The 24,329-nt window shown below is 59.9% G+C and carries 21 protein-coding genes; 7 read left to right on the forward strand and 14 right to left on the reverse strand.

What is annotated here, in order from left to right; translation table 11 throughout:
* Positions 1-11: 11 nt before the first annotated feature.
* Positions 12-2,855: a DEAD/DEAH box helicase gene (locus tag MRX98_RS11825; RefSeq protein WP_246908161.1), complete on the reverse strand. Its 2,844-nt coding sequence runs from the start codon at positions 2,853-2,855 to the stop codon at positions 12-14.
* 349 nt (positions 2,856-3,204) lie between these two features.
* On the opposite strand from MRX98_RS11825, the gene MRX98_RS11830 reads away from it, so the two are divergent.
* Positions 3,205-4,470 carry a hemolysin family protein gene (locus MRX98_RS11830; RefSeq protein WP_246908164.1) on the forward strand — a complete coding sequence of 422 codons (1,266 nt, stop codon included), beginning with the start codon at positions 3,205-3,207 and terminating at the stop codon, positions 4,468-4,470.
* A 29-nt stretch (positions 4,471-4,499) separates the two neighbouring features.
* Here MRX98_RS11830 and efp read toward each other — a convergent pair whose 3' ends face one another.
* Positions 4,500-5,063: an elongation factor P gene (gene efp, locus MRX98_RS11835; RefSeq protein ID WP_246908167.1), complete on the reverse strand. Its 564-nt coding sequence runs from the start codon at positions 5,061-5,063 to the stop codon at positions 4,500-4,502.
* A 24-nt stretch (positions 5,064-5,087) separates the two neighbouring features.
* The gene (locus tag MRX98_RS11840; RefSeq protein WP_246908187.1) at positions 5,088-5,903 is read right to left on the reverse strand and encodes a phosphoribosylanthranilate isomerase; all 816 of its coding nucleotides are present in this window, start codon (positions 5,901-5,903) and stop codon (positions 5,088-5,090) included.
* A 255-nt stretch (positions 5,904-6,158) separates the two neighbouring features.
* Between MRX98_RS11840 and guaA the strand changes: the two genes are divergently transcribed.
* Complete coding sequence (gene guaA / locus MRX98_RS11845; RefSeq protein ID WP_246908294.1) at positions 6,159-7,688, forward strand: glutamine-hydrolyzing GMP synthase; 1,530 nt, start codon at positions 6,159-6,161, stop codon at positions 7,686-7,688.
* A 7-nt stretch (positions 7,689-7,695) separates the two neighbouring features.
* Entirely contained in the window at positions 7,696-8,565 is an 870-nt protein-coding gene (locus MRX98_RS11850; RefSeq protein WP_246908297.1) for a hypothetical protein, read from the forward strand.
* 270 nt (positions 8,566-8,835) lie between these two features.
* Here the strand turns inward: MRX98_RS11850 and MRX98_RS11855 are convergent, their stop codons facing one another.
* Complete coding sequence (locus tag MRX98_RS11855) at positions 8,836-10,554, reverse strand: long-chain-fatty-acid--CoA ligase (protein ID WP_246908300.1); 1,719 nt, start codon at positions 10,552-10,554, stop codon at positions 8,836-8,838.
* A 71-nt stretch (positions 10,555-10,625) separates the two neighbouring features.
* Positions 10,626-11,363, reverse strand: a complete 738-nt coding sequence (gene kdsB, locus MRX98_RS11860) for a 3-deoxy-manno-octulosonate cytidylyltransferase (RefSeq protein ID WP_246908304.1) — start codon at positions 11,361-11,363, stop codon at positions 10,626-10,628.
* Between the two features lie 186 nt (positions 11,364-11,549).
* Between kdsB and larB the strand changes: the two genes are divergently transcribed.
* A complete protein-coding gene (gene larB / locus MRX98_RS11865; RefSeq protein WP_246908331.1) occupies positions 11,550-12,299 on the forward strand; it encodes a nickel pincer cofactor biosynthesis protein LarB in 750 nt (249 codons plus the stop codon).
* Here the strand turns inward: larB and MRX98_RS11870 are convergent.
* Positions 12,290-13,678 carry an HD domain-containing phosphohydrolase gene (locus MRX98_RS11870; protein WP_246908334.1) on the reverse strand — a complete coding sequence of 463 codons (1,389 nt, stop codon included), beginning with the start codon at positions 13,676-13,678 and terminating at the stop codon, positions 12,290-12,292. The genes larB and MRX98_RS11870 overlap by 10 nt on opposite strands.
* 15 nt (positions 13,679-13,693) lie before the next feature.
* Positions 13,694-15,001: a response regulator gene (locus MRX98_RS22030; RefSeq protein WP_281432324.1), complete on the reverse strand. Its 1,308-nt coding sequence runs from the start codon at positions 14,999-15,001 to the stop codon at positions 13,694-13,696.
* Between the two features lie 275 nt (positions 15,002-15,276).
* On the opposite strand from MRX98_RS22030, the gene MRX98_RS11890 reads away from it, so the two are divergent.
* The 3 genes from MRX98_RS11890 to MRX98_RS11900 are packed head-to-tail and all read left to right on the forward strand — an operon-like array spanning position 15,277 to position 17,969.
* Positions 15,277-16,437: an HD-GYP domain-containing protein gene (locus MRX98_RS11890; RefSeq protein WP_246908337.1), complete on the forward strand. Its 1,161-nt coding sequence runs from the start codon at positions 15,277-15,279 to the stop codon at positions 16,435-16,437.
* A gap of 9 nt (positions 16,438-16,446) precedes the next feature.
* On the forward strand, positions 16,447-17,241 hold the full coding sequence (locus tag MRX98_RS11895; RefSeq protein WP_246908351.1) for a motility protein A: 795 nt from the start codon (positions 16,447-16,449) through the stop codon (positions 17,239-17,241).
* The gene (locus tag MRX98_RS11900) at positions 17,241-17,969 is read left to right on the forward strand and encodes a flagellar motor protein MotB (RefSeq protein ID WP_246908354.1); all 729 of its coding nucleotides are present in this window, start codon (positions 17,241-17,243) and stop codon (positions 17,967-17,969) included. The genes MRX98_RS11895 and MRX98_RS11900 overlap by 1 nt, the downstream gene beginning before the upstream one ends.
* Positions 17,970-18,357: 388 nt before the next feature.
* Here MRX98_RS11900 and flgL read toward each other — a convergent pair whose 3' ends face one another.
* From flgL to MRX98_RS11935, 7 genes are all read right to left on the reverse strand, one after another.
* Positions 18,358-19,233 carry a flagellar hook-associated protein FlgL gene (gene flgL / locus MRX98_RS11905; RefSeq protein ID WP_246908357.1) on the reverse strand — a complete coding sequence of 292 codons (876 nt, stop codon included), beginning with the start codon at positions 19,231-19,233 and terminating at the stop codon, positions 18,358-18,360.
* Positions 19,234-19,260: 27 nt separating this feature from the next.
* Entirely contained in the window at positions 19,261-20,658 is a 1,398-nt protein-coding gene (gene flgK / locus MRX98_RS11910; RefSeq protein WP_281432325.1) for a flagellar hook-associated protein FlgK, read from the reverse strand.
* 100 nt (positions 20,659-20,758) lie between these two features.
* Positions 20,759-21,247: a flagellar protein FlgN gene (locus tag MRX98_RS11915; protein ID WP_246908362.1), complete on the reverse strand. Its 489-nt coding sequence runs from the start codon at positions 21,245-21,247 to the stop codon at positions 20,759-20,761.
* A gap of 16 nt (positions 21,248-21,263) precedes the next feature.
* A complete protein-coding gene (flgM, locus tag MRX98_RS11920; RefSeq protein ID WP_246908364.1) occupies positions 21,264-21,602 on the reverse strand; it encodes a flagellar biosynthesis anti-sigma factor FlgM in 339 nt (112 codons plus the stop codon).
* Between the two features lie 351 nt (positions 21,603-21,953).
* The gene (locus tag MRX98_RS11925) at positions 21,954-22,274 is read right to left on the reverse strand and encodes a rod-binding protein (RefSeq protein ID WP_246908366.1); all 321 of its coding nucleotides are present in this window, start codon (positions 22,272-22,274) and stop codon (positions 21,954-21,956) included.
* Positions 22,274-23,410, reverse strand: coding sequence for a flagellar basal body P-ring protein FlgI (locus tag MRX98_RS11930; RefSeq protein ID WP_246908368.1), 1,137 nt, complete (start codon positions 23,408-23,410; stop codon positions 22,274-22,276). The genes MRX98_RS11925 and MRX98_RS11930 overlap by 1 nt, the downstream gene beginning before the upstream one ends.
* A 54-nt stretch (positions 23,411-23,464) precedes the next feature.
* A complete protein-coding gene (locus MRX98_RS11935) occupies positions 23,465-24,163 on the reverse strand; it encodes a flagellar basal body L-ring protein FlgH (RefSeq protein WP_246908371.1) in 699 nt (232 codons plus the stop codon).
* Positions 24,164-24,329: the final 166 nt, after the last annotated feature.

Raw genomic sequence — 24,329 nt, forward strand, 5'->3', positions numbered from 1 at the left:
TAGCTGTCGGATCAAAGGGCCAGCGGCACCCTGAACCGGATACCCTGCCGGTCGCTGTAAATCAAGTGGCCTTTTTCCAGTGCATAGCGGTAGAGGTCGCGGGTGATGCGGACGTCTTCGCGGCAGTAGTCGATGATCTGATCCATGCGGCCCTCGCGCCACCAGCGCAGGGCATCCAAACCGTCGGCGCTTTTCGTGGCGCCCAGGGTGGCCCGGGCCAGGTGGTCCAGTGAGAGCCGGTGGCCCAGGGTTTGCCGCACCAGGGTCAACAGGTCCACGGTCTGCAGGCGTTCGAAATCGAAAAGGGTGTATCCGGCAAGCACCTGGTAGTCGAAGCGCACGATGTTGAACCCCACCACCCTCTCCAGCCGGGAGAGGTGCTCGACCAGCGCCGCCATGTCCTTTTCCAGATAGACGAAATAGTCGTCCGCGCGGCTGTCGTACACCACGCCGCAGCTCATTTTCATCTTGCGGGCCATGTGCCAACCGCCCACATCCTCCGCCGAACGCTGGGTCTCCAGGTCGAAAACGCCGTAGTGGTGCTGTTGCGGGTTGCGGCGGGAGCAGGTCACGACGGTGGGCGCCGGCGGTGTTGCAGGCATGGGTGGCGGGGCGGTTGCCGGCGGCGGCGCCAGGGCTTCCAGCAGCAGACGGGCGCCGTGTTTGTCGATGGGCTGATTGCCCGATCCGCATTTGGGCGAATGCACGCAGGCCGGGCAGCCGTTGTCACAGTTGCAGCGCTCGATCACTTGCAGGGCGCGGTGCAGCAGGTCGACGGCCCGCACGAAGGCTTCCCGGCTGAAGCCGGCGCCGCCGGGGATGCCGTCGTAAATGAAGATGGCGGCGCTGCCGGTGTGGGGATGGTAGTTGGTGGAGAGGCCGCCCAGGTCGTTGCGGTCGGCCAGCACCAAGAGGGGCATGATGGCAATGGCCGCATGTTCGGCGGCATGCAGGGCGCCCATCGTGTCCGACCCGGCGGCGGTCACCGCCCGCAATGCCGCGGCCGGCACCTCGAACCAGATGCCCTCTGTATCGAATACGTGGGCCGGGGCATCCAGGGGAATCCGCTGCATCGGCCGGCCGTTGGCACTGCGCACGGTTTCATATCCGGTCACCTGATCGGTCACCCGCAACCGGCCGATGCACACCCGGCAGGTGGCCAGGTCGTGGCGCGCTTCCTCCTGCACCACGTCCACATCGGATCGCGCCAGCACCCGCGTGTAGTAATCCACCTGCATCTCACTTGCGTAAACCACCTGGTGGGGCGGGTCCACCGTTTCCACCCGGTAGGTCACCCCCTCGTGCAGGTAGATGGCACCGGGGTGGGCCTCGCGATAGAGGCGCAGGTCATCGATCTCGCCGATGGTGCTGTTGCTGGCCGGATCCACGATCCGGTGGCGCAACCCGCTGCCCCGCAAATGGACTTTCAAGTGGGGCCGGCGGCGCGCGGCATGCCATTGCAGTCCGTCGGCCGTGGTGCGCAATTCTCCCGTGGATGCCAGCTCCGCCACGACGGCCGCCACGGCGGGCAGCCCGATCCATGGCTCGTCGACGGCAAGGGGCAGCTCCGCGGCGGCGCAGACCAGGTGGGCCGCCAGCGCCGTCCGGTTGATGGGATTGACCACCGCCGCCTCGGCCCGGCCCTGGAAAAAGGCCTCCGGTGTGGCGATGAAGTAGTGATCCAGGGCGTCCTGCCCAGCGATCATGATCAATCCCGCCGGCTGGCCCTGGCGCCCCACCCGCCCGCTGCGCTGCCAGGTGGCGGTCATGGAACCGGGATAGCCCACCAGGATGCACAGATCCAGATCCCCGATGTCGATACCCAGTTCGAGGGCGCTGGTGCTGACCACCGCCAGCAGGTCGCCGCTTTTCAAACGGGCTTCGATCCGCCGCCGCGCCTCGGGCAGCAGCCCCGCGCGATAGACATTGACCTTGGCGGCTTGCGGGTCGCGGCCTTCCTGCACCCACAAGGCGATCAACTCGGCCATCTTGCGCGACTGGGTGTAGACGATGGTGCGCAGGCGCCGGGACAAGGCCGCTTTGAGCAATTGGATGGCCGCGCGGGAGGGGCTCTCTTCCGGGTCGATGAGGGCCAGATGGCGGCCTCCCTGGGGCGCGCCGCTCTCGTTGATGGTGGTGACCGGAAGGCCGATCAACTGCTCCGCCAGCCTTCCCGGATCGGCCACGGTGGCCGAGGCGCACACGAAGACCGGCGCGGCGCCGTAATGGTCGCAAACCCGCCGCAGGCGCCGCACCACCTGGGCCATGTGGGCGCCCAGCATGCCGCGGTAAGTGTGCACCTCGTCGATCACCACCAGTTGCAAATGACGGAAGAAGGGCGCCCATAGGTCGTGGTGGGGCAAAAGGGCGAGGTGCACCATCTCGGGGTTGGTGATCACCACGCTGGGCGGCGCACGCCGGATCTTGCGTCGCTGGTAATCGTTGGTGTCGCCGTCGTAGATGGCGGCGCCGGGCGCCCGGGACGGGTCGTCCACCTGCCCGGCCCAATGGACCAATGTGTTGAACTGGTCCTGGGCCAGCGCCTTGAGGGGAAAAATGTAGAGCGCCCGCGCATGGGGGTCGCGCGCCACGGCATCCAAGAGCGGCACGTTGTAGATCAGGGTCTTGCCGCTGGCAGTGGGCGTGGCCACCACCGTGTGGCGCCCCGCCAGAACGGCCGACAGGGCGGCTGCCTGGTGGCTGTAAAGCCGGTCGAAGCCGAGCCGTGTCAGCACGGCCTTGACGCCGGGGTGAAGTTCCGCGGGCATGGGCGCGAAAGCAGCGGGGCGACCCGCCATGAAGCGATAAGCGGCCACCTGGCGGCCGAAACGCTCGGACCCACGCAAAGCCTGCATATATTCATCAACTGAATTGGGGGACGTCCTGAACTTTTTAACTTTGGCGTTTATCGCGCTCATGATTTCCATTGATTCGGAGTGATGCTTTTTTGATCGATTATTGTTTCAAAATCCCTTGAAGTTATGCTATAAAATCGACATTCTAAAACGGCACCCACGGCAGCGCGCAGAGTGCCTTTGTCGGGAGGAAAAAGCAAGTCTTGGATGACGACCCCCATTTACCGGGTTGGAAAACACCTTCTGAGCATCTGAACCACCCCCCTGCCTCTCCATTGCGCCCCACCACCTCAAGTGGGCCGGCGGCGTCGATGTATTTTTGTGCATTCTATCCAGGAAACGGAACCCAATGACCGATCAAGTCGTTCTTCTATTGATCCTGCTGATGCTTTCGGGTTTTTTCTCCTCATCGGAGACGGCCCTGTTTTCCATCAGCCGCAGCAAGGCGCGCCACATCTCCAAACAGAAAGGCCGGGCCAACGCACTAATTTATCAATTGAAAAACAATCCTCACCGGTTGCTCTCCACCATTCTGATCGGCAACAACATCGTCAATGTGGCCGCCTCGGCCCTGGCCACCAAGCTTGCCCTGGAAATGTTTCCAGGCTACGCGGTGGGTGTGGCCACCGGTGTGATGACCCTGCTGATTCTGGTCTTCGGCGAGGTATTGCCCAAATCGGTGGCCACGCGCAACAACATTCTCATCGCCCGCATGGTCATCTTCCCCATCTACTGGATGTCCATCCTGTTCCGGCCGGTGGTATTTTTTCTCGATTTCATCCCCAAGCTCACCGGGCGCATCAAGCGCACCCCGTCGGTCACCGAGGAGGAGCTGATCACCTTTGTGGAGGTGGTGCGCGAAGAGGGTGAAATCAAGGAGGAAGAGCACAAACTGATCCACCGCATTTTCGAGTTCGACGACACCAACGCCTCGGAAATCATGACCCCCCGGGCGGACATGTTCGTCATCCAGGCCGAAGCTCCCCTGGATCTGCAAACCATCACCGATTCGGGTTTCACCCGCATACCCGTTATCGAGGATACCATCGACAACGTGGTGGGGGTGCTCAACATCAAGGATGTGCTGGCCCACCAGGCCAAAACCAACGGCATGCCCACTGTGCGCGATCTGATGCGCCCGCCCTATTTCGTGCCGGAACACAAGAAGCTGGACTCACTCTTGAGGCAATTTCAGAAACGCAAAACCCACATGGCCATCGTGGTGGATGAGCACGGCGGGGTATCGGGTCTGATCACATTGGAAGATGCCCTGGAAGAGCTGGTGGGGGACATCCGCGACGAGACCGACAAGGAAGAGAAGCGGATCGTCAAACGCAAGAACAAAGAGTGGATCGTGATGGGCAAAACCGAAATCGACGAGGTCAACGAGGTGATCGGGATGAACATCCCGGAGTCCACCGAATACGACACCTTCTCGGGCTATGTATTGGAGCAGATCGGACGCATCCCCCAAGTGGACGAGACCATCGCCCTCGAAGGTTTCGAAGTGGTGGTCAAATCCATGGCGGGCAATCGCATCAAGGAGTACCTGGTGCGCCAACTGGAAACCACTCCACGCCTGATCGAGGCGCCCCGGCCCTTGCCCGAGCCCTGAGCGCTCGTCCTATCCCGTCCAATTTTGTCCTATCCCTTGACCCGCTCTACATAATCACCGGTGCGGGTGTCGATACGAATCATCTCGCCTTCGTTGACGAAGGGCGGCACTTGCACCACATGGCCGGTCTCCAGGGTGGCCGGCTTGGTGCTGCCTCCGGCAGTGTCGCCTTTGGCCCACGGTTCGGCCTGGGTGATGCGCAGTTCCACGAAGTTGGGCAGGGTGATGCCGATGGGCTTGCCCTGGAACAACAGCACGTCGCACACCGTGTTCTCCTTGAGGAAGACCTTGGCGTCGCCCACCTGCTCGGCACTGAGCATCTCCTGATCATAGGTGGAGTTGTTCATGAAACAGTATTGGCTGCCGTCGAAATAGAGGTACTCCATGGTCACCTCTTCCAGATCGGCCGGCATGAATTTCTCACCGGAGCGGTAGGTGCGGTCGAACTGGTTGCCGGTGAGCATGTTTTTCAGTTTGCACTTGTACAGTGCCTGTCCCTTGCCCGGCTTGACGAATTCGAACTGCACGATGACGTAAGGCTCACCGTCGATCTCGAGTTTCAAACCTTTTCTTAAATCTCCACTTTCAAGCATTGTACAGGATCTCCCTTCCCGTCATCATATCGTTGGTCGTTGAACGTTAAAACGCTGCTGTCCTATCGATGCATCGCCGCCCGCCAGGGCCACCGTCTCGCGAACAGCGCTCACCATGGCCCCCACTTTGCGCGGGTCTTTTTTGAAACGGATGGGGCGTCCCCGGGCATCAACGGCGTTGGTCAAGGTACAACTGTCCACCCCTGCCGGCCCCACCTGCGCGATGCCCGCACGCACGTTATGAGGGCCGATACCGCCGGCCAGAATCACCGGAACGGCACTGCGGCGCACCAGTTCGCGGGCCACCCCCCAATCGCAAATGCGACCGGTGATGCCCACGAATCCGCTGACCGGCTGCTCGTCCGGCCCGTCGCCACCATTCTTGTCGCACAACACGGTGTCGGTCAGAAACCAGTCGCTCAACGGTTCGAACAGTTCCGCCAGCGCCAGGGACGGCAAGGCATCGCCACGGCCCTGCTCGCCGATGGCAATGGAGCGCATGACGGCCACATCGGGAAACCGCCGGCGAATTTGCCGCTGCAATTCGAGGGCCGCGGCCACCGTCGGATCTTCTACGTTGGCGGAAGGCAAGGCATCACAGAAATGGATAATGTCGGGATGGTAAAAATCAATGGCCCGGCCGATGACGTCCACGTCTTGAAACAAGGGAATCAAACTGCTCTTGGCCCCTGCCGCCCGAACCGTCGCAATGGCCTCCTGCAACGGTTCGTCGCGCCACTGGTCCGAGGAAACCAGCACGCTGCCGATGTGGTCCACGCCCAGTTCCAACATGGTCCGGGCCTCGGCAACGGTTTGAATTTCGTAGATCTGAATTTTCATTTATACCTCGTGATATGGCGACTGCTGGTAGCATAAACGTTCGGGGATGACAAGGGAGGATTGGGGTGCGTTGGTTGGCAGGTTAGATCGTTATAAAGACAGTTTAAAGTTTAAAGTTAAAAGTTTAAAGCAAGGAATGCTGTCAATTGAAAGATGGTTTGTGCTTGACTTTTGCGGCGGGTTCTTTCATATTCGCCGTGTCTTGAAAGTGGTTTAACTGCTTTTCTTTATTGTATAAATTCAAAAAGGCCTTCCATGATTCTGATCATCGACTTCGGATCGCAGTTCAATCAGTTGATCGCCCGGCGCGTGCGTGAATGCGGGGTTTATTGCAACATCGAGCCGCCCACCGTCTCCCTGGAGCGTATTCGGGAGCTTGATCCCCAAGGCATTGTGCTCTCCGGGGGGCCATCGAGCATCTACGCGGCCGACAGCCCGCGCATGGACCCCGGGGTTTTCGATTTGGGATTGCCGGTTTTGGGCATCTGCTACGGCATGCAGTTCATGGTGGACACCCTGGGGGGCGAGGTGCGCAAATCGCAGAAACGGGAATATGGTTTTGCCGAGCTGCGGATTCAACACACCGACCCCCTTTTCAAGGATGTGCCGGATCGCAATACGGTTTGGATGAGCCACGGCGATTCCATTTCCCGCGTGCCCCAAGGGTTTGCCGTCACCGCCGATACCGAGAACACGCCAGTGGCGGCGGCGGCCGATTATGGCCGACGGTTCTACGGCCTGCAGTTTCACCCCGAGGTGGTGCACACCCCCAAGGGCAAGACGATGTTGCGCAACTTTCTGTTCGATGTGTGCGGCTGCAAACGCAACTGGACCATGAAGGCCTTCGCCCGCCGGGCGATAGCGGATATACGGCGCCAGGTGGGTGATCGCAAGGTGATTCTGGGATTGAGCGGCGGGGTGGACTCGTCGGTGACCGCGATGCTGATCCACAGAGCCATCGGCCACCAGTTGACCTGCATTTTCGTGGACAACGGGTTGCTGCGAATGGACGAGGCCAGGAAACTCAAGAAAACCTTTAAAGATCACTTGCAGATCAACATTCGCTTCGTCAATGCGCGCAGTCTGTTCTTGAAGGCCCTGGCCAAGGTGAGCGAGCCGGAACGCAAGCGCAAAATCATCGGCAAACGTTTCATGGAGGTGTTCGAAGCCGAAGCCCGCAAGATCGAGGGGGCCGATTTCCTGGCCCAGGGCACCCTCTATCCGGACGTGATCGAGTCCCGCTCGGCCTTCGGCGGCCCCTCGGCGGTGATCAAGTCCCACCACAACGTGGGCGGCCTGCCCAAACGGATGAAGCTCAAGTTGATCGAACCGCTACAATACCTGTTCAAGGACGAGGTGCGCAAGCTGGGCAAGCAGCTGGGCCTCGATCCGGAGCTGGTATGGCGACAGCCCTTCCCGGGGCCGGGCCTGGCGATCCGCGTCATCGGCGAGGTGTCGGAGAGGCGCTTGAACATTCTGCGGGAAGTGGATCATGTGCTGGTCGAAGAGATCAAGGCGGCCGGCTATTACCGCAAATTGTGGCAATCTTTCGCCGTGCTGCTGCCCATCAAAAGTGTCGGCATCATGGGCGACAGCCGCACTTACGAGCACATCGTGGCCATCCGGGCGGTTACCAGCAAGGACGCCATGACCGCCGACTGGGCGCGTCTGCCCCACGACCTGCTGGGCCGTATTTCCAACCGGATCATCAACGAAGTACGCGGCGTGAACCGCGTGGTCTACGATATCAGCTCCAAACCGCCAAGCACCATCGAATGGGAATGACAGGATCATGACGGACAGACCGGACGACAAGGACCCGTTGGAGGAAGGCGGCGAACAGTTCAAGATGCGCATCGATGCCAACGGCGATGACGTGGAGGAAACCCCCGTCGCATCGGAAATCAACGAGCTGCGGCTGGAAAAGATCAGTCAGCGGGTGACCCTGATCTCCATCATCATCCCTGTACTGATCGTGGTGGTGTTGGTGATTGCCTACCTGGACATGAAAAAACGGGTGGTGCAGACGGAAGACAGCGGCGCCATCGAGTTTCGCAAGCTTTCCAGCGACCTGGAATCCCGCTTTTCCTCTCTCTCCTTGCGCCAGGCGCAGTTGGAGGAGGATCTGGCGCAACTGACCGCCAGTAACGACCACGCCATGGCCGGCATCCAGGTGCGTTTCGAAAAGATGCATGACGCCTTGAACGAACTGCGGGGCATCGCCCTGGACCAAAAGCGCCTGGACGCGGTGCGGGCGTCACTGGAGAAAGAAATCCAGGCGGTAGCCGCGACGGTGGCGGCCGCCGACAAAACCGCCAAGGAAAACAACGCCTTGATGAAAGAGTTGCAGACCCAGGTGGTGCAACAGGGCGAAACGCTCTCGACCACCGCGCCGCGCATGGCGGAACTGGAAAAACAGCTCAAGGCGATGGACGAGCGCAAGCTCGACAAGCAGGGGCTGGACTTGCCGCTGCGGCTGGAAGCCCTGAAGATCGAAACCAATCTCAAGGCGGAGATCAATGCGCTCCAAAAGCGGCTGGAGGCGCTGGAAGGCAGGCTGTCACAGACGCCAACCCGCACGCCTGCACCCGCCCCACCCGCCCCGTCGCCCGCACCGCGGTCCGCCCAGGACGAGGAATTGGAGACACAGGTAATCGAATAGCGGCGGGTGGCCGGTTGGTGCTCGCGAAAAAACAACTTCCCCTTTTATGCATCCCTGCTTCAGGCCGTCTTGGTTTGATCAGCGGATTCAAAATCCTCGGAATAGCTCGCTATGCCTCCGGTTTTGAAACCGCTGATCAAACCAATCCGATTCAAATCCGGGCGCCTAAAATGCGAATTTATTCTTTCGCGAGCCCTGAGTCGTCGCAAGGGTGCGGTATACGGTGCCTGTAGGGCTTCGGTGCAAGGGCACGGCATGCCGTGCCCCTACCTATACCTCCACCGCCTTGGCCAGAAATTTGTCCAGGCGGTTGCGGATGAGGCGCTTGCTGAATTTGCCGACGCTGGTTTTGGGAATCTCGTCGACGATGGCCACCAGCTTGGGCAACATCCACTTGGTGATTTTGCCCTTTTCGACCCCCTCGGCTTTGAGGAAAGCGATCAGGTCGTGGGGCCCTTTGTCGCTGCCGGCCACCAGCTTGACTACGGCCATGGCCTTCTCCCCCCACACTGGGTCCGGAACGCCCACCACCGTGGCCTCCAGAACAAAGTCGGCCATGGCGGCCAGGTTTTCCAGTAAAACGGTGGGCACCATCTCCGAGCCGCTGCGGATCACGTCGGACATGCGGTCGACGATGGTCAGAAACTGCTCGTCGTCAACGGTGGCCAGATCTCCGGTGTGAAACCAATCGCCATACCACACCTCGGCGGTCTTGCGCGGGTCCTTGAAGTATTTTTCCATCACCCAGGGGCCGCGCACCACGATTTCGCCGATGGTTTTATTGTCCCGCGGCACCGGTACGCCATCGCCGTCCAGCACCTCCACTTCCAGGCCGGGAACGGGCAATCCGGTCTTGACGCGCACTTGATCCAATTTCTCCACGGGCCAGTCGTGCATGTGCTTCTTGACGAAGGCGGTGACGGAGACCGGCGCGGTTTCGGTCATCCCGTAGCCCGAGGCGGCGCGCATGTTGGGGATCCGTTTTTCGATTTTTTCCTTCAGACCCAGCGGCAGCGCACCGCCGCCGACGCCCAGGGACACCAGACTGGACAGGTCGTAGCGGTCGATCTCATCGGATTCCAGTAGCAGCGCCAGGATGGTGGGCACCACCGCGGCATGGGTCACCTTCTCGGTCTGCACCAGGTCGCAGAAACCTTCAACGGTGAAAGTACCGGGCAGGACGATCTTGGCGGCCCGGAAAACATAGGCGAAGGGCTGGCTCCAAGCGTGGATGTGGAACATGGGGGTGGTGATCATGGGCACATCGTTCTCCCCCAAGCGCTCGGTCTGCGGGTCGTTGTTGAAGTTGGCCAGTGCCGTCAGGTGCAGGGTTTGCAGGTAAAGGGCGCGATGGGTGAACATGGCGCCCTTGGGTTGTCCGGTGGTGGCGGTGGTGTAGCAGAGGGTGGCGTAAGTGTCTTCGTGCAGATAGGGCCAATCGAAATCGGACGGTTCCGCGGCGATCAGCTCCTCGTAGGCGTACAGCGGCTCGATGACGGTTTCGGGCAAACCGGGCTGGTCGGACATGTAGACGAAGGCTTGCACCGTATCCTTGATGCGGTCGTAGACGCTTTCCACCATGGGCAGCAGGACATCGTCGAAAAACAGTACCTTGTCTTCGGCGTGGGTGATGGTGTACACCACGTGTTCCTCGGCCAGGCGTACATTGATGCAGTGCAGCATGGCGCCCGAACACGGCACGGCGTAGTAGAGTTCCATGTGCCGGTGGGTGTTCAACGCCATGGTGCCGATGCGATCGCCCGGCGCTTCCGGCTTGCCCGCATGAACGCCCAAACGAGCCAGGGCATTGGCCAGGCGACAAGTGCGCGCGTACCACTGTCGCCAGGTGAAGCGTTGGTATTCGGCGCTGATGTGGTTGCGATAGACCAAACCGATATGGTCCGGATAGAGCCGTACCGGTCGTTGCATGAAGGTTTTGAGCAGCAGGGGGTAATGGGTACTGAACTCCGGATAGGTGCGAACCACCATAATGGGATTCTCCTTCCCTGGAAATGAAAATGATGTAATTTTTATAGCGCGGAACGGCGGTAAAGGCAATGCTACATGGCGGTCAGCATCTTCTCGATGCGTGCAATATCCTCGGGAAGATCCACCTCGGGGGAGTCGTAAGGGGTGATCACCACTTTGATGGTGTGGCCGTATTCCAGCGCCCGCAGCTGTTCCAGTTTTTCCATCCGCTCCAGGTGCCCGGTGGGCAATTGACGGAAAACATCCAAAAAACGCCGGGTGTAGGCGTAGACCCCCAGATGTTTGAAGGCTTGCATCTCGGGCAGGCCGTCGCGGTCGAAGGGGATGGCGGCGCGTGAGAAGTAGAGGGCGTTGCTGTTTTGGTCCATGACCACTTTGCAATCCTTGGGATTGGTGTACTCTTGCCAATCCCGGATGACGAAGGCCAGGGTGCTCATGCCCAGATCGGCATCCGCCAACAACGGCGCCACAACGGCGTCGAAACACGCGGACCGCACCAGCGGTTGATCCCCTTGCACATTGATGACGATATCGTCACCCGCCAGGGCCATCTGCTCGGCAACTTCGGCGACACGATCCGTACCGGATCGGTTTTCAGCCGATGTCATGCGCACCCGTCCGCCGAAGCGCCCCACCGCATCGGCGATGCGTTGATCGTCCGTGGCCACCACGACCTCCGACACCCGCTGCGCCCGCGCGGCGCTCTCGTAAACATGCTGGATCATCGGTTTGCCGGCAATCGGCGCCAGCGGTTTGCCTTCGAAGCGGGTGGAACCGTAACGGGCGGGAATAATGGCCACAATACGCATGGATGCCGTCCTTGATTTTCGGGAAATGGTGTTTGGGTGCTGGGTATACCTTTTGCTGCAATTCAATGCAAGGGGCGGTGGAGCGATGCGTAGCCGGTGGAAAAAATAGTTTAAAGTTCAAACTTTAAACTATCTCTGATACATAGCCGAGAAGGAAATACAATTCAGGCACTATCAGAGGTGTAAATGAACAAAGACATATTGACTGATATTCTGAAAGCGGTTGCCGACGGTGGCCTGGACATCGATGCGGCCCGGCAGCGCTTGGCGGATATGGCCATGGAGGATATCGATTTTGCGCACATCGACCACCACAGGAGTTTGCGCAAGGGGTTTCCGGAGGTGATTTTCGGCGAGGGCAAATCGGCGGCGCAGATCGTGGGGATCATGGAGCGGATGCAGCTTCAGGAGCAGGTGTTGCTCGTGACGCGGGTGGATGCCGTCAAGGCGGCGGCGGTGTTGGAGCGGTTTGCCGAAGCGCGCTACGATACCGAGGCGCGCATGATCGTTTGGCAGCGGGCGCCGCTGCCCAAGACCGGGCTGGGCACAATCCTGGTGGTTTCGGCCGGCACATCGGACATTCCGGTGGCGCGGGAGGCGTGCCTTACGGCCGATGCCATGGGCAATGTGGTCAAATCGGTGTTCGATGTGGGCGTGGCCGGTATTCACCGTTTGATGGCCCATCGGTCCTTGCTCGAAGAGGCGCGGGTATTGATCGTGGTGGCCGGCATGGAGGGCGCCCTGCCCAGCGTGGTGGCCGGCATGGTCAGCCGACCGGTGATCGCCGTGCCCACCAGTGTCGGTTACGGGGTGAACCTGGGCGGTCTGACCGCCCTTTTCGGCATGCTCACCAGTTGCAGTTCCAATGTGGCGGTGGTCAATATCGACAACGGTTTCGGCGCCGGCTACATGGCCGCCAGCATCAATCAGCCCTGATGGGGGTTCAGGGCGACCTTCACCGTTTCGTCGATCATTCCCCGCTGTCCGATGGTTTGGATCGAACGGATGGATGAAGCCGTCAAACGCGCCCCGCGAGTCAACAGCAGGCGGCCGTCCTTGAGCCGCAGGTCTTGGATCAACACCATATCCGCTTGCAAGCGATCCAGGGGAAGAGCCATCTCAGGCAATTCGCGCCCAACCGTGCCGAGCTGTGCAATCAGCGCATTCACCACCTTGACGTCATATTTTTTCCCCGCCTCCAGGAGCAATTTGCGCTCCGCCATCTCATGCACCAGCGTTTCGGGATCTTGATCCAACGCGACCTCGCCCACCACCGCGGGGTCGAAACGGCGTCGAATCATAGCGGCCAGTTTCTTTTCCTGCCGGGGCCATGTGGCCAGCATGTGGCAATAGTCGGAAACCGCCAGAAGCACCCGCGACGCCAAGGGAATTTGGTCCGCCTGCAAGCCGTTGGGGAATCCGTTGCCGTCTGCATGTTCATGGTGATGGAGCACGATCTCCCCCACGGCGGTCAGTTTCTCCACGCGCGATAGAATCAGCGCGCCGATCCGGGGGTGTTCGATGAACTGTCGGCGCTCTTCCTCCGAGAGCTGCTCATCCTCCTTGCGCCACAAGGCTTCCGGCAGATGGATCAGCCCGATGTCGTGAATCATGCCCGCCATTTCCAAAGTATCCAGCTCGCTGCCGGACAAGCCGAGGGCCTCCCCCACCCTACGGGACAGCGGCGCCACTTGCCGCATGTAACGACCCAGGTCAGGGTTCAGCACTTCCACGGTGGAAGAGAGCAGGCGCACCACTTCCATGAAACTCTCTTCGAGCATCCGGTTGGCCGCTGCCAGGGCTTCGCTTTTCTCCACCACTTGGCGAGTGCGTTCCGCCACCTTGCCTTCAAGCTCCTGGTTGAGCCGGCTGAGCTGCTGGTTCTGCGCAATGGTCAGCTCGGTCAAGCGCTGGTTTTCGGAAAGCAGCTCGAAGTGTTCCAACGACTGGCGCACCTGCAGCAGCAGGTCTTCATCGTTCCAGGGTTTGGACAGATAACGATGGATCTCGCCCCGGTTGACCGCCTGGATGACCGCTTCCAGATCCGAATAACCGGTGAGCAGATAACGAATGGCACGGGGTTGCAGATCCTTGGCCTGCTCCAGAAATTGGGCCCCGTTCATCACCGGCATGCGTTGATCCGATATGATCATGGAGACGGGCGGCTCCTGCCGGCCGAGCACTTCCAAGGCTTCGGGACCGCTCTGGGCCGTCAGGATCCGGTACCCCTCCTTGCGAAACAATCTTTGCAAGGCCCGGGTGATGGAAATCTCGTCATCGACAAGCAGCAAAGTGTGATCGCGGGTCAATGGCACGGTGCCGCTCCTCCCCTACCCGTCCATCACCGGCAAGCGCACCGTGAAGGTGGTGCCGCACCCCGGCGTACTGTCCACGTCAATGGCGCCGTTGTGCTTGTGGATGATGTTGTAAGCGATGTTCATGCCCAATCCCGTTCCCTTGCCCACATCCTTGGTGGTGAAAAAGGGGTCGAAGATTTTTCCCAAATGTTCAGGGGCGATGCCGCAGCCGTTGTCCTCAATGGTGACTTCGACAAAGCGATCAACGTGCCGTGTGCGCACCTTAATGCGGCCTTTTTTCTCGATGGACTGGGCCGCGTTGACCAGGATATTCATGAAGACCTGGTTCAACTGGTGCGGATAGCCCTGCACCATGGGCAACGTGCCCAGATCGGTTTCCACGACGGCCTTGTATTTAAGTTCGTTGTTGACCACATTGAGCGTGGCATCCAACCCTTTGTTGATATCCGTTGGTTGCAAACGATCCTCGCCCGGGTGGGCGAAATCCTTCAGGTCCAACACAATCTTCTTGATGCGGTTGGTGCCTTCCCGACAATCGCCCATCAGGTCGGTGATATCGGACAACAGGTAATCCAGATCGATCTCTTTCTCATAATCGACCGCGGCGGCCACGGCCGTCGCGAGGGCTTCATCACCAATGGGTGATCGGGCTTCGCGCGCCTGCAAAGCCGCCAGCAACTCGCGGTATTTGGTAATCAGCGCCACCAGCTCTTTCTGGTAGTCGCCCAGGGTCTTGAGATTACTGCTCACGAAGCCGGTGGGGTTGTTAATCTCGTGGGCCACGCCCGCCGCGAGCTGGCCGATGGAGGCCATCTTTTCCGAGTGAACCATTTGCGCCTGGGTCTCCTCCAACCGCTTGAGCGTATTCTCCAAGCGTTTGTTTTTTTCTTCGATCTGGGCGGCGTAGCGCAGCACCTCGTGTTTCATGCGGCGGTGGTCCTCTTCGAGGCCGACCACCCGCAGACCGGTTTGCAGGCGCGCCCGGAGCTCATCCGGATCGAAGGGTTTGCTGATGTAATCGTCCGCGCCGGCTTGAAAAACCGCCACCAGGTCCTTTTGATGATCCCGCGAGGTCAGCATGATGATGTAGACATACCGGTCCAAACGAGCTTCGCGGATGTTGCGGCACAGGGTCAGGCCATCCATTTCGGGCATCATCCAATCGGTGACGACCATGCGCACCGATCGCTGCCGGACTTGCTCCCAAGCCTGGATTCCGTTTTCGGTGACCACCACCCGGTGGCCCATTTCCTCGACCATTTTTTTCAGCAAACTGCGCGAAAGCAGGTCATCTTCGGAGATCAGAATTTCCATCGACATTGCGGATTTCACCGTTTAGGGAATAGGTGTGTCGAAATTTTGGTCGGTCAGCTCCCTTTCATGATTTCCATTGTAACGCATATCGGCCGAAATGCCCAAATGCTTTAGTCAACCCAAACAAGTCCGCCCGCACAAAGGGCACCATCAAGGGTTCCTCCCCGTTGCCCCTCCCTCAAGTCCCCGCCCTTATCAACCGATATACAAGTGAGCTCCACGGCTGCGGTCGCTGCGCAAGTCGGTTCCGCAGTGGATATCAGGGCGAAAGGAATCGGTCCATGCACATAGTTGCAGTTGGTTTGAGTACGGCCCTGGCCGCGACTTCGGAAAAAATTTTGACCCAATGGGGGCACACCGTAACGGCGGTGACCGCGACGCGTCGGGCGCTGGACACCATTGCGGCCGATGGGGTCGACATGGTCATGGCCGCCTATCCACTGCCGGATGGGCAAACGAACGAATTTTTAACCGGACTCAAAGAGGCGGCGAACACCCGCACGCCCTATCTGCTGCTGTTGACGGAAGGCGCCGCGTGGCCGGATGGGGACAGTGCCTATCCCGTCCTCGACCTCCACGATGTGAGTGCCCACCCCATCGATGCCGCCCTCCTGCGCAGCAAGACAGCCCTGGCGGAACGTCTGTCCGCCCTCGGGCAGGATCTGGACCGCAAGTTGCTGGTCATTCGTCGCAACTATTACCAGACCGTGGAAACCCTCAGCCGCCTGATCGAGGCCTACGACGAAAGTGTCGGCGCCCATTGCCGCCGCGTCGGCCGCTTGGCCCTCCACTTGGCCAAGCGGCATCCCGCAGTGGATGCCGCGGCCTACCCGGTCGTCGAAGCCGCCGGGATGCTCCACGATATCGGCATGGTCGGTCTGCCGGCGGCGGTCCTGAAGAAACGGCGCACGGAACTGGCGGGCAGCGAAGGCATGCTGTACCGCTCCCACGCCGAACGGGGCGAAGCGGTTCTGGGCGCCACGGACCTGCTGCGGCCGGTGGCCCGCTTGGTGCGCTCCCATCACGAACAACACAACGGCCGCGGCTTTCCCGACGGCCTGAAGGGAGACCGGATTCCCGTGGGTGCGGCCATCGTGTCGGCGGCCTCGCTTTACGACGACCTGGTGCACAGAGAGCGGGTCGACCCCAAGCGGGTGCCCGAACAGCTGCAACGCTGCCGGGGCTATCAACTGCGGCCCGATTTAATAGGGCTGTTGTTGGAGGCCAACTTGGAGTTGATGCAGAAAGAAAACCAACGGGTTGATCGAATGGTGGATATTGAATCGCTGGAAGCCGGCATGGTGCTGTCGCGAGAGGTGCTGATGAAAAGCGGCGCCTTTTGCATGGCGCCCAATACACCGCTGAGTGAAGAAATCATCAAAAAACTAAAGCATTATTACGAAATGGGCAATATAGCCAACAAGGTGTTTGTCAAAAAATAAGGAAGCGTCATGGACATCGCAACCATCATCGGCCTGGTCAGCGGCACCCTGCTGATCGCATCGGCCATCGCAATGGGGGGCTCGGCGATCATCTTCGTCAACCCGCCGAGTTTGCTCATTGTGGTCGGAGGCACCATCGCCACCACCTTCATCAAGTTCAAGATGAGCGATGTGATCAACTCCATCCGGGTAGCCTTGAAGGCCTTTGCCTTCAAAGCCTCCGATCCGGAAGAGATCATCCAGGAGATGGTGGGGTTCACCCGCATCGCCAAAAAAGAAGGCCTGATCGCCCTCGAAAAGGAGACCGCCACCGACCCCTTCGCCGGCAAAGCCCTGCGCTATTTGTCCGACGGATTCGATGAAGGGTTGATCGAGGACATGCTCAACAAGGATATCCGCCTGACCGTGCGCCGTCATGAAATCGGTCAGAATGTGTTCAAAGGAATGGCCGAGAGCGCACCCGCTTTCGGCATGATCGGCACCCTGATCGGTCTGGTGAAAATGCTGGCTTCCATGGACGATCCGTCCAACATCGGTCCGGCCATGGCCATCGCCCTGTTGACCACGCTTTACGGCGTGCTGCTGGCCAACTTCCTGTTTCAACCCCTGGCCGAGAAATTGAGCTTGCGCAGCGAACAGGAGCAACTCAACAAGAGCATCATCGTGGAAGCGGCCATCGGCATCAACCGCGGTGTCTCGCCGCTGGTGCTCGAAGAGTCCCTTAAAATCTTTCTTTCCCCCAAGGAACGCGACAGGGAGAAAGAAGTCGAAGCACAGGCCGAACCGGTGGCCGAGGTGGAATAATGGGCGCTTTTCTCGAAGCAAAGCCCAAGCAGGAGAAAGGGGCCGCCAAATGGGTGGTCACCTTCGCCGACCTGATGAGCCTGCTGCTCTGCTTTTTCGTCCTGCTGCTCTCCTTTTCCGAAATCGACCGTCAAAAATATAAACAGGTGGCCGGCTCCCTGCTCAACGCCTTCGGCGTGCAGCGCAAGGAGCGGGTGATGGAGATGCCCAAGGGGATGAAAATCATCGCCAAGGATTTCGACCAGCAAATCATCGAAACCCGCATACGCGAAGACCTGGGCCGGGAGATCGACGATATGCTCTCCACCCAGCTGGAGTCCTTCAATGATCAAGTCGATCTGGAGGTGGACGAAAACCAGATCCTGCTGCGCTTCATGGGCGAGAGCACCTTCGAATCAGGTCGTGATGAGATCCGCGATCAGCTCAAACCCCTGCTGCGGGACTTGGCCCGCGTGCTGGCCAAGGAACCGGGCGACATCGTTGTATCCGGCCACACCGACAATGTACCCATCCGCGGCGGCCGCTACCCCACCAACCTGCGCCTGTCCATCGCCCGCGCCGCCGCAGTGGCGGAATTCATGCTCTCCAACTCCGACATGGACCCCGGACGCGTCTCCACCATGGGCTTCGGCGAATACCGCCCCATCGCAACCAATGAAACGGGTAGGGGGAGGGAGAAGAATCGGAGGGTTGAGATTATTTTGAGTAATTTGCCGCAGGCGAGGTAGGTCAAAAGAAAGCGTTTTAAGTGTTAAGTTTTAAGTTTTAAGTTAAGGAATTCTATCGGTTAGAGATGGTTGGGGGTTGTTCGGGCAGATGGGTTCTTTCACGCAACCAACCCGTGGGGGCACGGCACGCCGTGCCCGGGTAGCCCCGTTCAACCCATGCGGGCAAACCTCACACCGTAGGGGCACGCACGGGCACGGCATGCCGTGCCCCTACGGGGGTACCCGACCTTGTAGCGCAGCAGAAGGTCATCGGCATTACGGATATAACCATCCGAGAGCAGTCAAAAGAACTTCAAAAGCCACATCAGCCCATCCACCCCACCGCCTACAATCGATAGAATTCCTTAACTTAAAACTTAACACTTAACACTTAAATCTATCTTTATCTTTATCGCAGAAAATCAACCAAACTCGGCTGAATCATCTTAGCCGAGGTCGCCAACGTACTTTCATACGCCGTCTGGTGCAGTTGCCAGTCGATGATGGCCGCGGCCAGGTCGGTATCCTCGGTGCGGGAGAGCATGTCTTCGGTGTTGACTTTGAAGTGTTTGTTGTGGTTTTGGGTGGCGACCAGCCGTTGGTGCTGGCCGGCGTTGGTGGCCCGGACGGCGTTCAGGTTTTCGATGACCGCTGTCATGCGGCCCATTTGATCGGTGATGGCTTGGCCGTCGTCGGCCCGCAGGCCGTCTTCCAGTGCCATCAGGACGTCGAAGACATCTTCCTCGCCCTGGAAAATCGCCGCGCCGTCGGTCAACAGGCCCAATTGCAGCCCTTCGCCGATCATGTAGTCCTTGGTGCCGCTGTCTCCGTTGTAAATATAGCCATCTGCGACCGGGTCGAAGACAAAGGGCTCGGTGTGCACCTGATGACCGGCGAACAGATAGTTGCCGTTGTGCTTGGAGTTGGCCAGTTGCACGACCTGTTCGCGGATGTTGGCTACCTGGTCGGCCATTGTGTCCCGCATGTTCGGATCACTGTCGGCGGCGATCTTCTTGGCTTGGGTCAGGAATTCGGTCACCGCATCGAGAATGCTCTCCATGTTGTCGACCTGCACCTTGCCGTTCTCGATGTTCCGGTTGTACTGTTCCAGGTTGCTGATGGATTGGCGATAACCGAGCACCTGGCCCATGCCGATGGGGTCGTCCGAGGGGCGATTGATCCTTTTTCCGCTGGAGATGCGCTCCTGTGCGCTGAGCAGGTTGCGGGTGTGCTGCAACAGGTATCCCTTGATGTTGGACGCCATCATGGCGTTGCTGATTCGCACGGTACTCTCCTTCAGGCCTATCGCGGCCTAGCGCACCAGACCGATGAGGGTCTGCATCAGTTCGTCGGTGGTGGTGATCAGTTTGGCCGCCGCATTGTAGGCGTGCTGATACTGCACCAGGTTGACCATCTCTTCGTCCAGGGAAACCCCCGCCACCTCTTCGCGGTAATTGCTCAAATGCTTCATCATGGCGGTCTGGTGCCCGAAGTTCAATCCGGCGCGGCGGGTGTCGTTACCCACATCCCCCACCAGCGCGGCATAAAAATCACCGAAGGTGGAAGCATTCTCGGACATGGTGAGCGCGTTTTGCAGTTCGGCCGTGGCGATGGCGTTGCTGTTGTCGCCGGGGGTAAAAGCCTGGCCGGCGGCCGCGATATGGTTGACGTTGCCCACGATCTCCGGGTTGATGGCGATGGACAGGGCGTTGCCGTCGCTTTCCGGAACGAAAAACGGGCGCTGCACATCATCATCGATGCCGTACCCGCTGCCGTGAAGGGCGTTGACCTCCGAAATCATATTCTCGGCCAGCACGTTCAGGCGGCCCAGGTAGCCCTCGATCACCCGATCCCTCGCCTCGATCCACCCTTTCAGCTCGCCCGATTGGATGTGGGTGGTGATGTCCAGGGTGTTGCCGCTGCTGTCCTTCCAGTGCACATTCTGCTTGCCCTCGATGTTCTCGGTGACCAGGTCCCAGGTGAACGCCCGCTCCACAAGCGGCTTGCCGTTGCCCACCGTGATGGTCATGTTGCCGTCGCCGTCCTCGAAACTTTCGATGTCGATCAGCTTGGCCAACTCCAGCACCAGCAGGTCCCGCTGATCGCGGTAGTCGTTGGCGTTGTGGCCCGTCACCTCCACCTTGGTGATCTTGCCGTTCAATTCGGCGATCTGGTCGGCCATACGGTTGATGTCCGTCACCACGGAGTTGATGCTGGTGTTGATATCCTTCTGGGCGTTCTGGATGTTCTTGCTCAACTGGTTGAAGGTGCTGGTCAGGTATTGGCCCGCCGAAAGCACGCTGTTGCGCTCCACATGGCCGGTGGGGTTGTTGGACAGATCCTGCCAGGAATTCCAGAAGCCCGACATGGCGGTGCTCAAACCGTAGCCGCTCACCTCGTCGAACAACACTTCGATCTTTTCCAGGGCGGTGCGCTGGGCTTCCCAACGTCCCAGGTTCTCGTTTTCGGTGTTCATCTGGGACTGGACGAACTGGTCGTGAAATCGCTGGATCTTCTGCTGGGCGACCACCCCCGTGCTCATGGTGGTGTTGAGCACCCGCACCGGCGTCGCCTGTTCCATGTTCAACCGCTGGCGCGAATAACCGGGCGTATTGACATTGGCAATATTGTTGCCCGTAATGTCGATGGCCTTCTGCTGCGTCAACAACGCACTCCGACCAATCTGAAGAAGTCCCGCTATATTCGGCATAACCCCACCCCCAAAAATAACCCAATCAACCCAACAAACTCTAAACGACAGAATTCCTTAACTTAAAACTTAAAACTTAACACTTAAAACTATCTTCTATTTACCCCTGCACCACCAACCGTCCGACCTGCAACCCGCTATTGCACATATTTCCGGACTGCCCATACACATCGGTGGTGCCGGACCAGTGTTGGAAAAATCCCAGGTTGCTTTTGACCAACCGCAGGCAGTGATCGATCACGCCGCGGCACTCACGGTTGGCCTTGGCGACATCTTCGATGAGGGGTTGCAGCTCGTTTTGCAGTTGCTGCAGCCGTTCTTGTTGCCCTGTTTCAACACGCTCCGTCAGGACGGAAAGCCGCATTTGGTCAGGGGGCAAGCCCAGCATCCCGGCCAGGCGGTGCATCACTCCGGCACGCCGTTGCTCGAGCTTTTGAATGTGGGCCACCACCGCTTGTTTCTGTTCGCCGGAAGCTGTGATGGCCCCCAGGTCGGCGCGGATAGCGGCATCGTGCTCGGCGCGGATGATGCCCGGCAGTTGGCCGTAAGACGCCATGGTTTGTTCCAACACCTCGATCAGCTGTTCCACCCATTGCTCCATTTGCTTACACCCTGACATCAATGGATTGGAGAACCATTTCGTTCTCCATGGATTCCTTCAACATGGCCGTGGCCGCCTGCTCGCCGTTGACATTGTAGGTGCCTTGGGCCACTTCCATTTTGACCTGCGCCACTTTTTCCTCGCGCACCTCGGGCAATGCCTGCGCTGCCCGTGAGGCCTGCTGCACTTCCCGTGCGCGCTCGGACAGCTCCACGCGATCCCCTTCCGCCACCGGTCGGGTCTCCTCCTGCCGCTCGTAGCCGGCCGACGCCGCGCGTTGCCGCTGCACATTCTGCAGGTAGGCGCTCAGCTCCACCGTACCGTTATTGCCGTCCACTTTCATTCCGGACCTCCTTTTGCCATCGTGTTCCATGCGGTTGCGCTTCCGTTTCGAATCAGTACGCCTGCGAACCGGACCGGCCGGTTCTCCACCCGCTGTCGGGCGTCGGCAGTTGTACACCGCTCGTTACGGTCATCGGCAACCTACAGAACAAACTTTAGGGCTCGCGGAAAAATAACTTCCCATTTTATGCATCCCTGCTTCAGGCCGTCTTGGCCCGATCGGCGGATTCAAAATCCTCGGAATAGCTCGCTATGCCTCCGGTTTTGAATCCGCCGATCAAACCAATCCGACCCAAATCAGGGCGCCTAAAATGCGAATTTATTTTTCCGCGAGCCCTTAGCAAAATCTGCTTCACATGCGATCCTTCAATTGGCGGAACAACACCGCCGCCAGCCCCATGCCGCGGTGGCGGGCAATGGACTGGGCCATCTCGCTGTCCAGCATGGCGGTGTACATCTCCTCCGCCCGACCGCCGCCGAAGAGGTCCCCCTCGGGTACGGTGCGGCGCATTTGCTGCATCATGTGCTGAATGAACAACGCTTCGAAATCCTGGCAGGTCCGCTCCAACTGTGCGGCACTTTGCTCCGGCACCTTGTTGTCGACGCCGGCCACCCGCATCGCACCCGGTGGTGCATACCCCAGGGGACCGAAACCGTGTATCCCGTCGGTCATCAGATCACCTCCAGTTCCGCCTGCAAGGCGCCGGCCGATTTGATGGCCTGGAAAATGGCGATCAAATCCCGCGGCGACACCCCGAGGGCGTTGAGCGCGTTGACCACCTCGCCGATGCTGGTCCCCTCAGGGAGCACCACCAACTGGTTTTCCCCCTCGCCGATGGACACCTGGGTGTCGGGCACCAGAACCGTTTCACCCTCGGAAAAGGGCAACGGCTGGGACACCCGGGGATACTCCTTGACGATGATGCTCAGGTTGCCGTGGGCGATGGCGATGGTGTTGATGCGCACGTTTTCGCCCATCACCACGGTTCCGGTGCGCTCGTTGATCACCACCCGGGCCGTCACGTCCGGCGTCACTTCCAACGCCTCGATCATGGCCACCAGTTCCACCAGCTTGCCCGCGTAGCTGGGCGGCACCTGCAACTCGATGGTGCCGGCGTCCGCGGCGGCGGCGATGGGATCGAAAAACAGCCCGTTGATGGCATCGGCCACCCGCGTCACGGTGGTGAAGTCGGGTCGCTGCAAGCTCAGGGTCAGGGAGGTGCGCTGATTGAAATCGGCGTGAATGTCCCGCTCCACCAGGGCCCCGCCGATCAGACGGCCCACCGTGGGAAAGTTTTTGCTGATGCTGGCGCCGGCACCGCTGGCCTGGAACCCGCCCGTGTTCACCGGTCCCTGGGCAACGGCATACACCTGGCCGTTGGCGGCCCGCAGCGGCGTGAGCAGCAAAGTGCCGCCCTGCAGGTTCTGGGCGTCGCCGATGGAGCTGACCAGGGCGTCGATGCGCCCGCCGGCCCGTGCAAAAGGCGGCAGATCGGCGGTCACCATCACCGCCGCCACATTTTTGACGCGCACATCCTTGGCGTCCACGGTGACCCCCATCTTTTCCAGCATGCTGACCATGGACTGCACGGTAAAACTGGAGCGGTTGCCGTCACCGGTGCCGTCCAGGCCCACCACCAGCCCGTAGCCCACCAGTTGATTGTTGCGCACCCCTTTGATGTTGGCGATGTCCTTGATGCGCACCGCGGCCGCTCCGGCAGAGCCCACCAGCAACAGGATCAACAGCGCCGCCAGCGCCGCCGTAGCGAAACGTCTTGTGCAATGTCTTCCGGCCTGATTCATGGCCATCGGTCCACCCCTTCCACATCTGCAAATCCGTTGATCGATGCCAACGGGTATTTTTCAAAACGGCCACACCTTGTCCAAGGCCCGCACCAGCCAACCGGGCTTCTGGCGGTCGTTGAGCACCCCCTTGCCGCTGTAGGCGATGCGGGCGTCGGCGATATAGGTGGACTGAATCACGTTGTTCGCCGAAATGTCCCGCGGACGCACCAGGCCGGTGAGGGTGATCAACTGGTTTTCATGATTGACGCGTACCTCCCGGTTGCCCTCGATGGCCAGCGTGCCGTTGGGCAGCACGTCCACCACCCGGGCCGTCATATAGGCGGTCAAGTCGCCCCGTCGCTCCGTCGATCCGGTGCCTTCGAAATCGCTGCCGATGTTGCCGGCGACCTTGCCGAAGGGATTGAAAAAGGGTGAATCCGCCGGATGGCGCTTTTCGGCCCCGAAAAAGCTGTCCAGCCCCGCCGACAAAGAGGTGCTGCGGTCGGTCTTGGTGGTGGCCTTGTTGGTGGCCGTGGCGCTCTCCACGATGCGCACGGTGACGATATCCCCCACCTGCCGCGCTTTGTTGTTGGCGAACAGGGTCCCCAGGCCGCCGCGCTCATCCCACAAGGAGCCGTCCGAAGGCCCCACCGGCGCGGCCGCTGCCGGCGCGACCGCATGGGACGACGGCACCCGCACCGGCTCGGCCATCGCCTTGGCGCCGGACCCCGCGCAACCCGTCAGCGTTCCGGCCGTCAACACAACGACCGCCATCATCACGAGCGCCAAGGCGGACCCATTGCGCACATTGCTCTTATTGTGTGTATCGTAAACCCGAATCATACCCCTATCCCCCGGCATTATGCATTGTCCCATTAATTGAAAATCGAAATCGAAATCGGTATCTGTATCGGTATCGAAATCGAGCCTGAAGACGGAACAG

It is taken from the genome of Desulfatitalea alkaliphila, assembly GCF_022968795.1.
Taxonomy (GTDB): Bacteria; Desulfobacterota; Desulfobacteria; order Desulfobacterales; family Desulfosarcinaceae; genus Desulfatitalea; species Desulfatitalea alkaliphila.

What these genes read in the sequence shown, in the direction of transcription:
- larB (WP_246908331.1), top strand. Translation starts at nt 11,550, where the DNA reads ATGAACAAAGACATATTGACTGATATTCTGAAAGCGGTTGCCGACGGT.
- MRX98_RS11850 (WP_246908297.1), top strand. Translation starts at nt 7,696, where the DNA reads ATGACGGACAGACCGGACGACAAGGACCCGTTGGAGGAAGGCGGCGAA.
- MRX98_RS11830 (WP_246908164.1), top strand. Translation starts at nt 3,205, where the DNA reads ATGACCGATCAAGTCGTTCTTCTATTGATCCTGCTGATGCTTTCGGGT.
- MRX98_RS11890 (WP_246908337.1), top strand. Translation starts at nt 15,277, where the DNA reads ATGCACATAGTTGCAGTTGGTTTGAGTACGGCCCTGGCCGCGACTTCG.
- kdsB (WP_246908304.1), bottom strand. Translation starts at nt 11,363, where the DNA reads ATGCGTATTGTGGCCATTATTCCCGCCCGTTACGGTTCCACCCGCTTC.
- efp (WP_246908167.1), bottom strand. Translation starts at nt 5,063, where the DNA reads ATGCTTGAAAGTGGAGATTTAAGAAAAGGTTTGAAACTCGAGATCGAC.
- MRX98_RS11925 (WP_246908366.1), bottom strand. Translation starts at nt 22,274, where the DNA reads ATGACCGACGGGATACACGGTTTCGGTCCCCTGGGGTATGCACCACCG.
- MRX98_RS11895 (WP_246908351.1), top strand. Translation starts at nt 16,447, where the DNA reads ATGGACATCGCAACCATCATCGGCCTGGTCAGCGGCACCCTGCTGATC.
- MRX98_RS11935 (WP_246908371.1), bottom strand. Translation starts at nt 24,163, where the DNA reads ATGATGGCGGTCGTTGTGTTGACGGCCGGAACGCTGACGGGTTGCGCG.
- guaA (WP_246908294.1), top strand. Translation starts at nt 6,159, where the DNA reads ATGATTCTGATCATCGACTTCGGATCGCAGTTCAATCAGTTGATCGCC.
- MRX98_RS11930 (WP_246908368.1), bottom strand. Translation starts at nt 23,410, where the DNA reads ATGGCCATGAATCAGGCCGGAAGACATTGCACAAGACGTTTCGCTACG.
- MRX98_RS11855 (WP_246908300.1), bottom strand. Translation starts at nt 10,554, where the DNA reads ATGGTGGTTCGCACCTATCCGGAGTTCAGTACCCATTACCCCCTGCTG.
- MRX98_RS11825 (WP_246908161.1), bottom strand. Translation starts at nt 2,855, where the DNA reads ATGCAGGCTTTGCGTGGGTCCGAGCGTTTCGGCCGCCAGGTGGCCGCT.
- MRX98_RS11840 (WP_246908187.1), bottom strand. Translation starts at nt 5,903, where the DNA reads ATGAAAATTCAGATCTACGAAATTCAAACCGTTGCCGAGGCCCGGACC.
- flgK (WP_281432325.1), bottom strand. Translation starts at nt 20,658, where the DNA reads ATGCCGAATATAGCGGGACTTCTTCAGATTGGTCGGAGTGCGTTGTTG.
- flgM (WP_246908364.1), bottom strand. Translation starts at nt 21,602, where the DNA reads ATGAAAGTGGACGGCAATAACGGTACGGTGGAGCTGAGCGCCTACCTG.
- MRX98_RS22030 (WP_281432324.1), bottom strand. Translation starts at nt 15,001, where the DNA reads ATGTCGATGGAAATTCTGATCTCCGAAGATGACCTGCTTTCGCGCAGT.
- MRX98_RS11900 (WP_246908354.1), top strand. Translation starts at nt 17,241, where the DNA reads ATGGGCGCTTTTCTCGAAGCAAAGCCCAAGCAGGAGAAAGGGGCCGCC.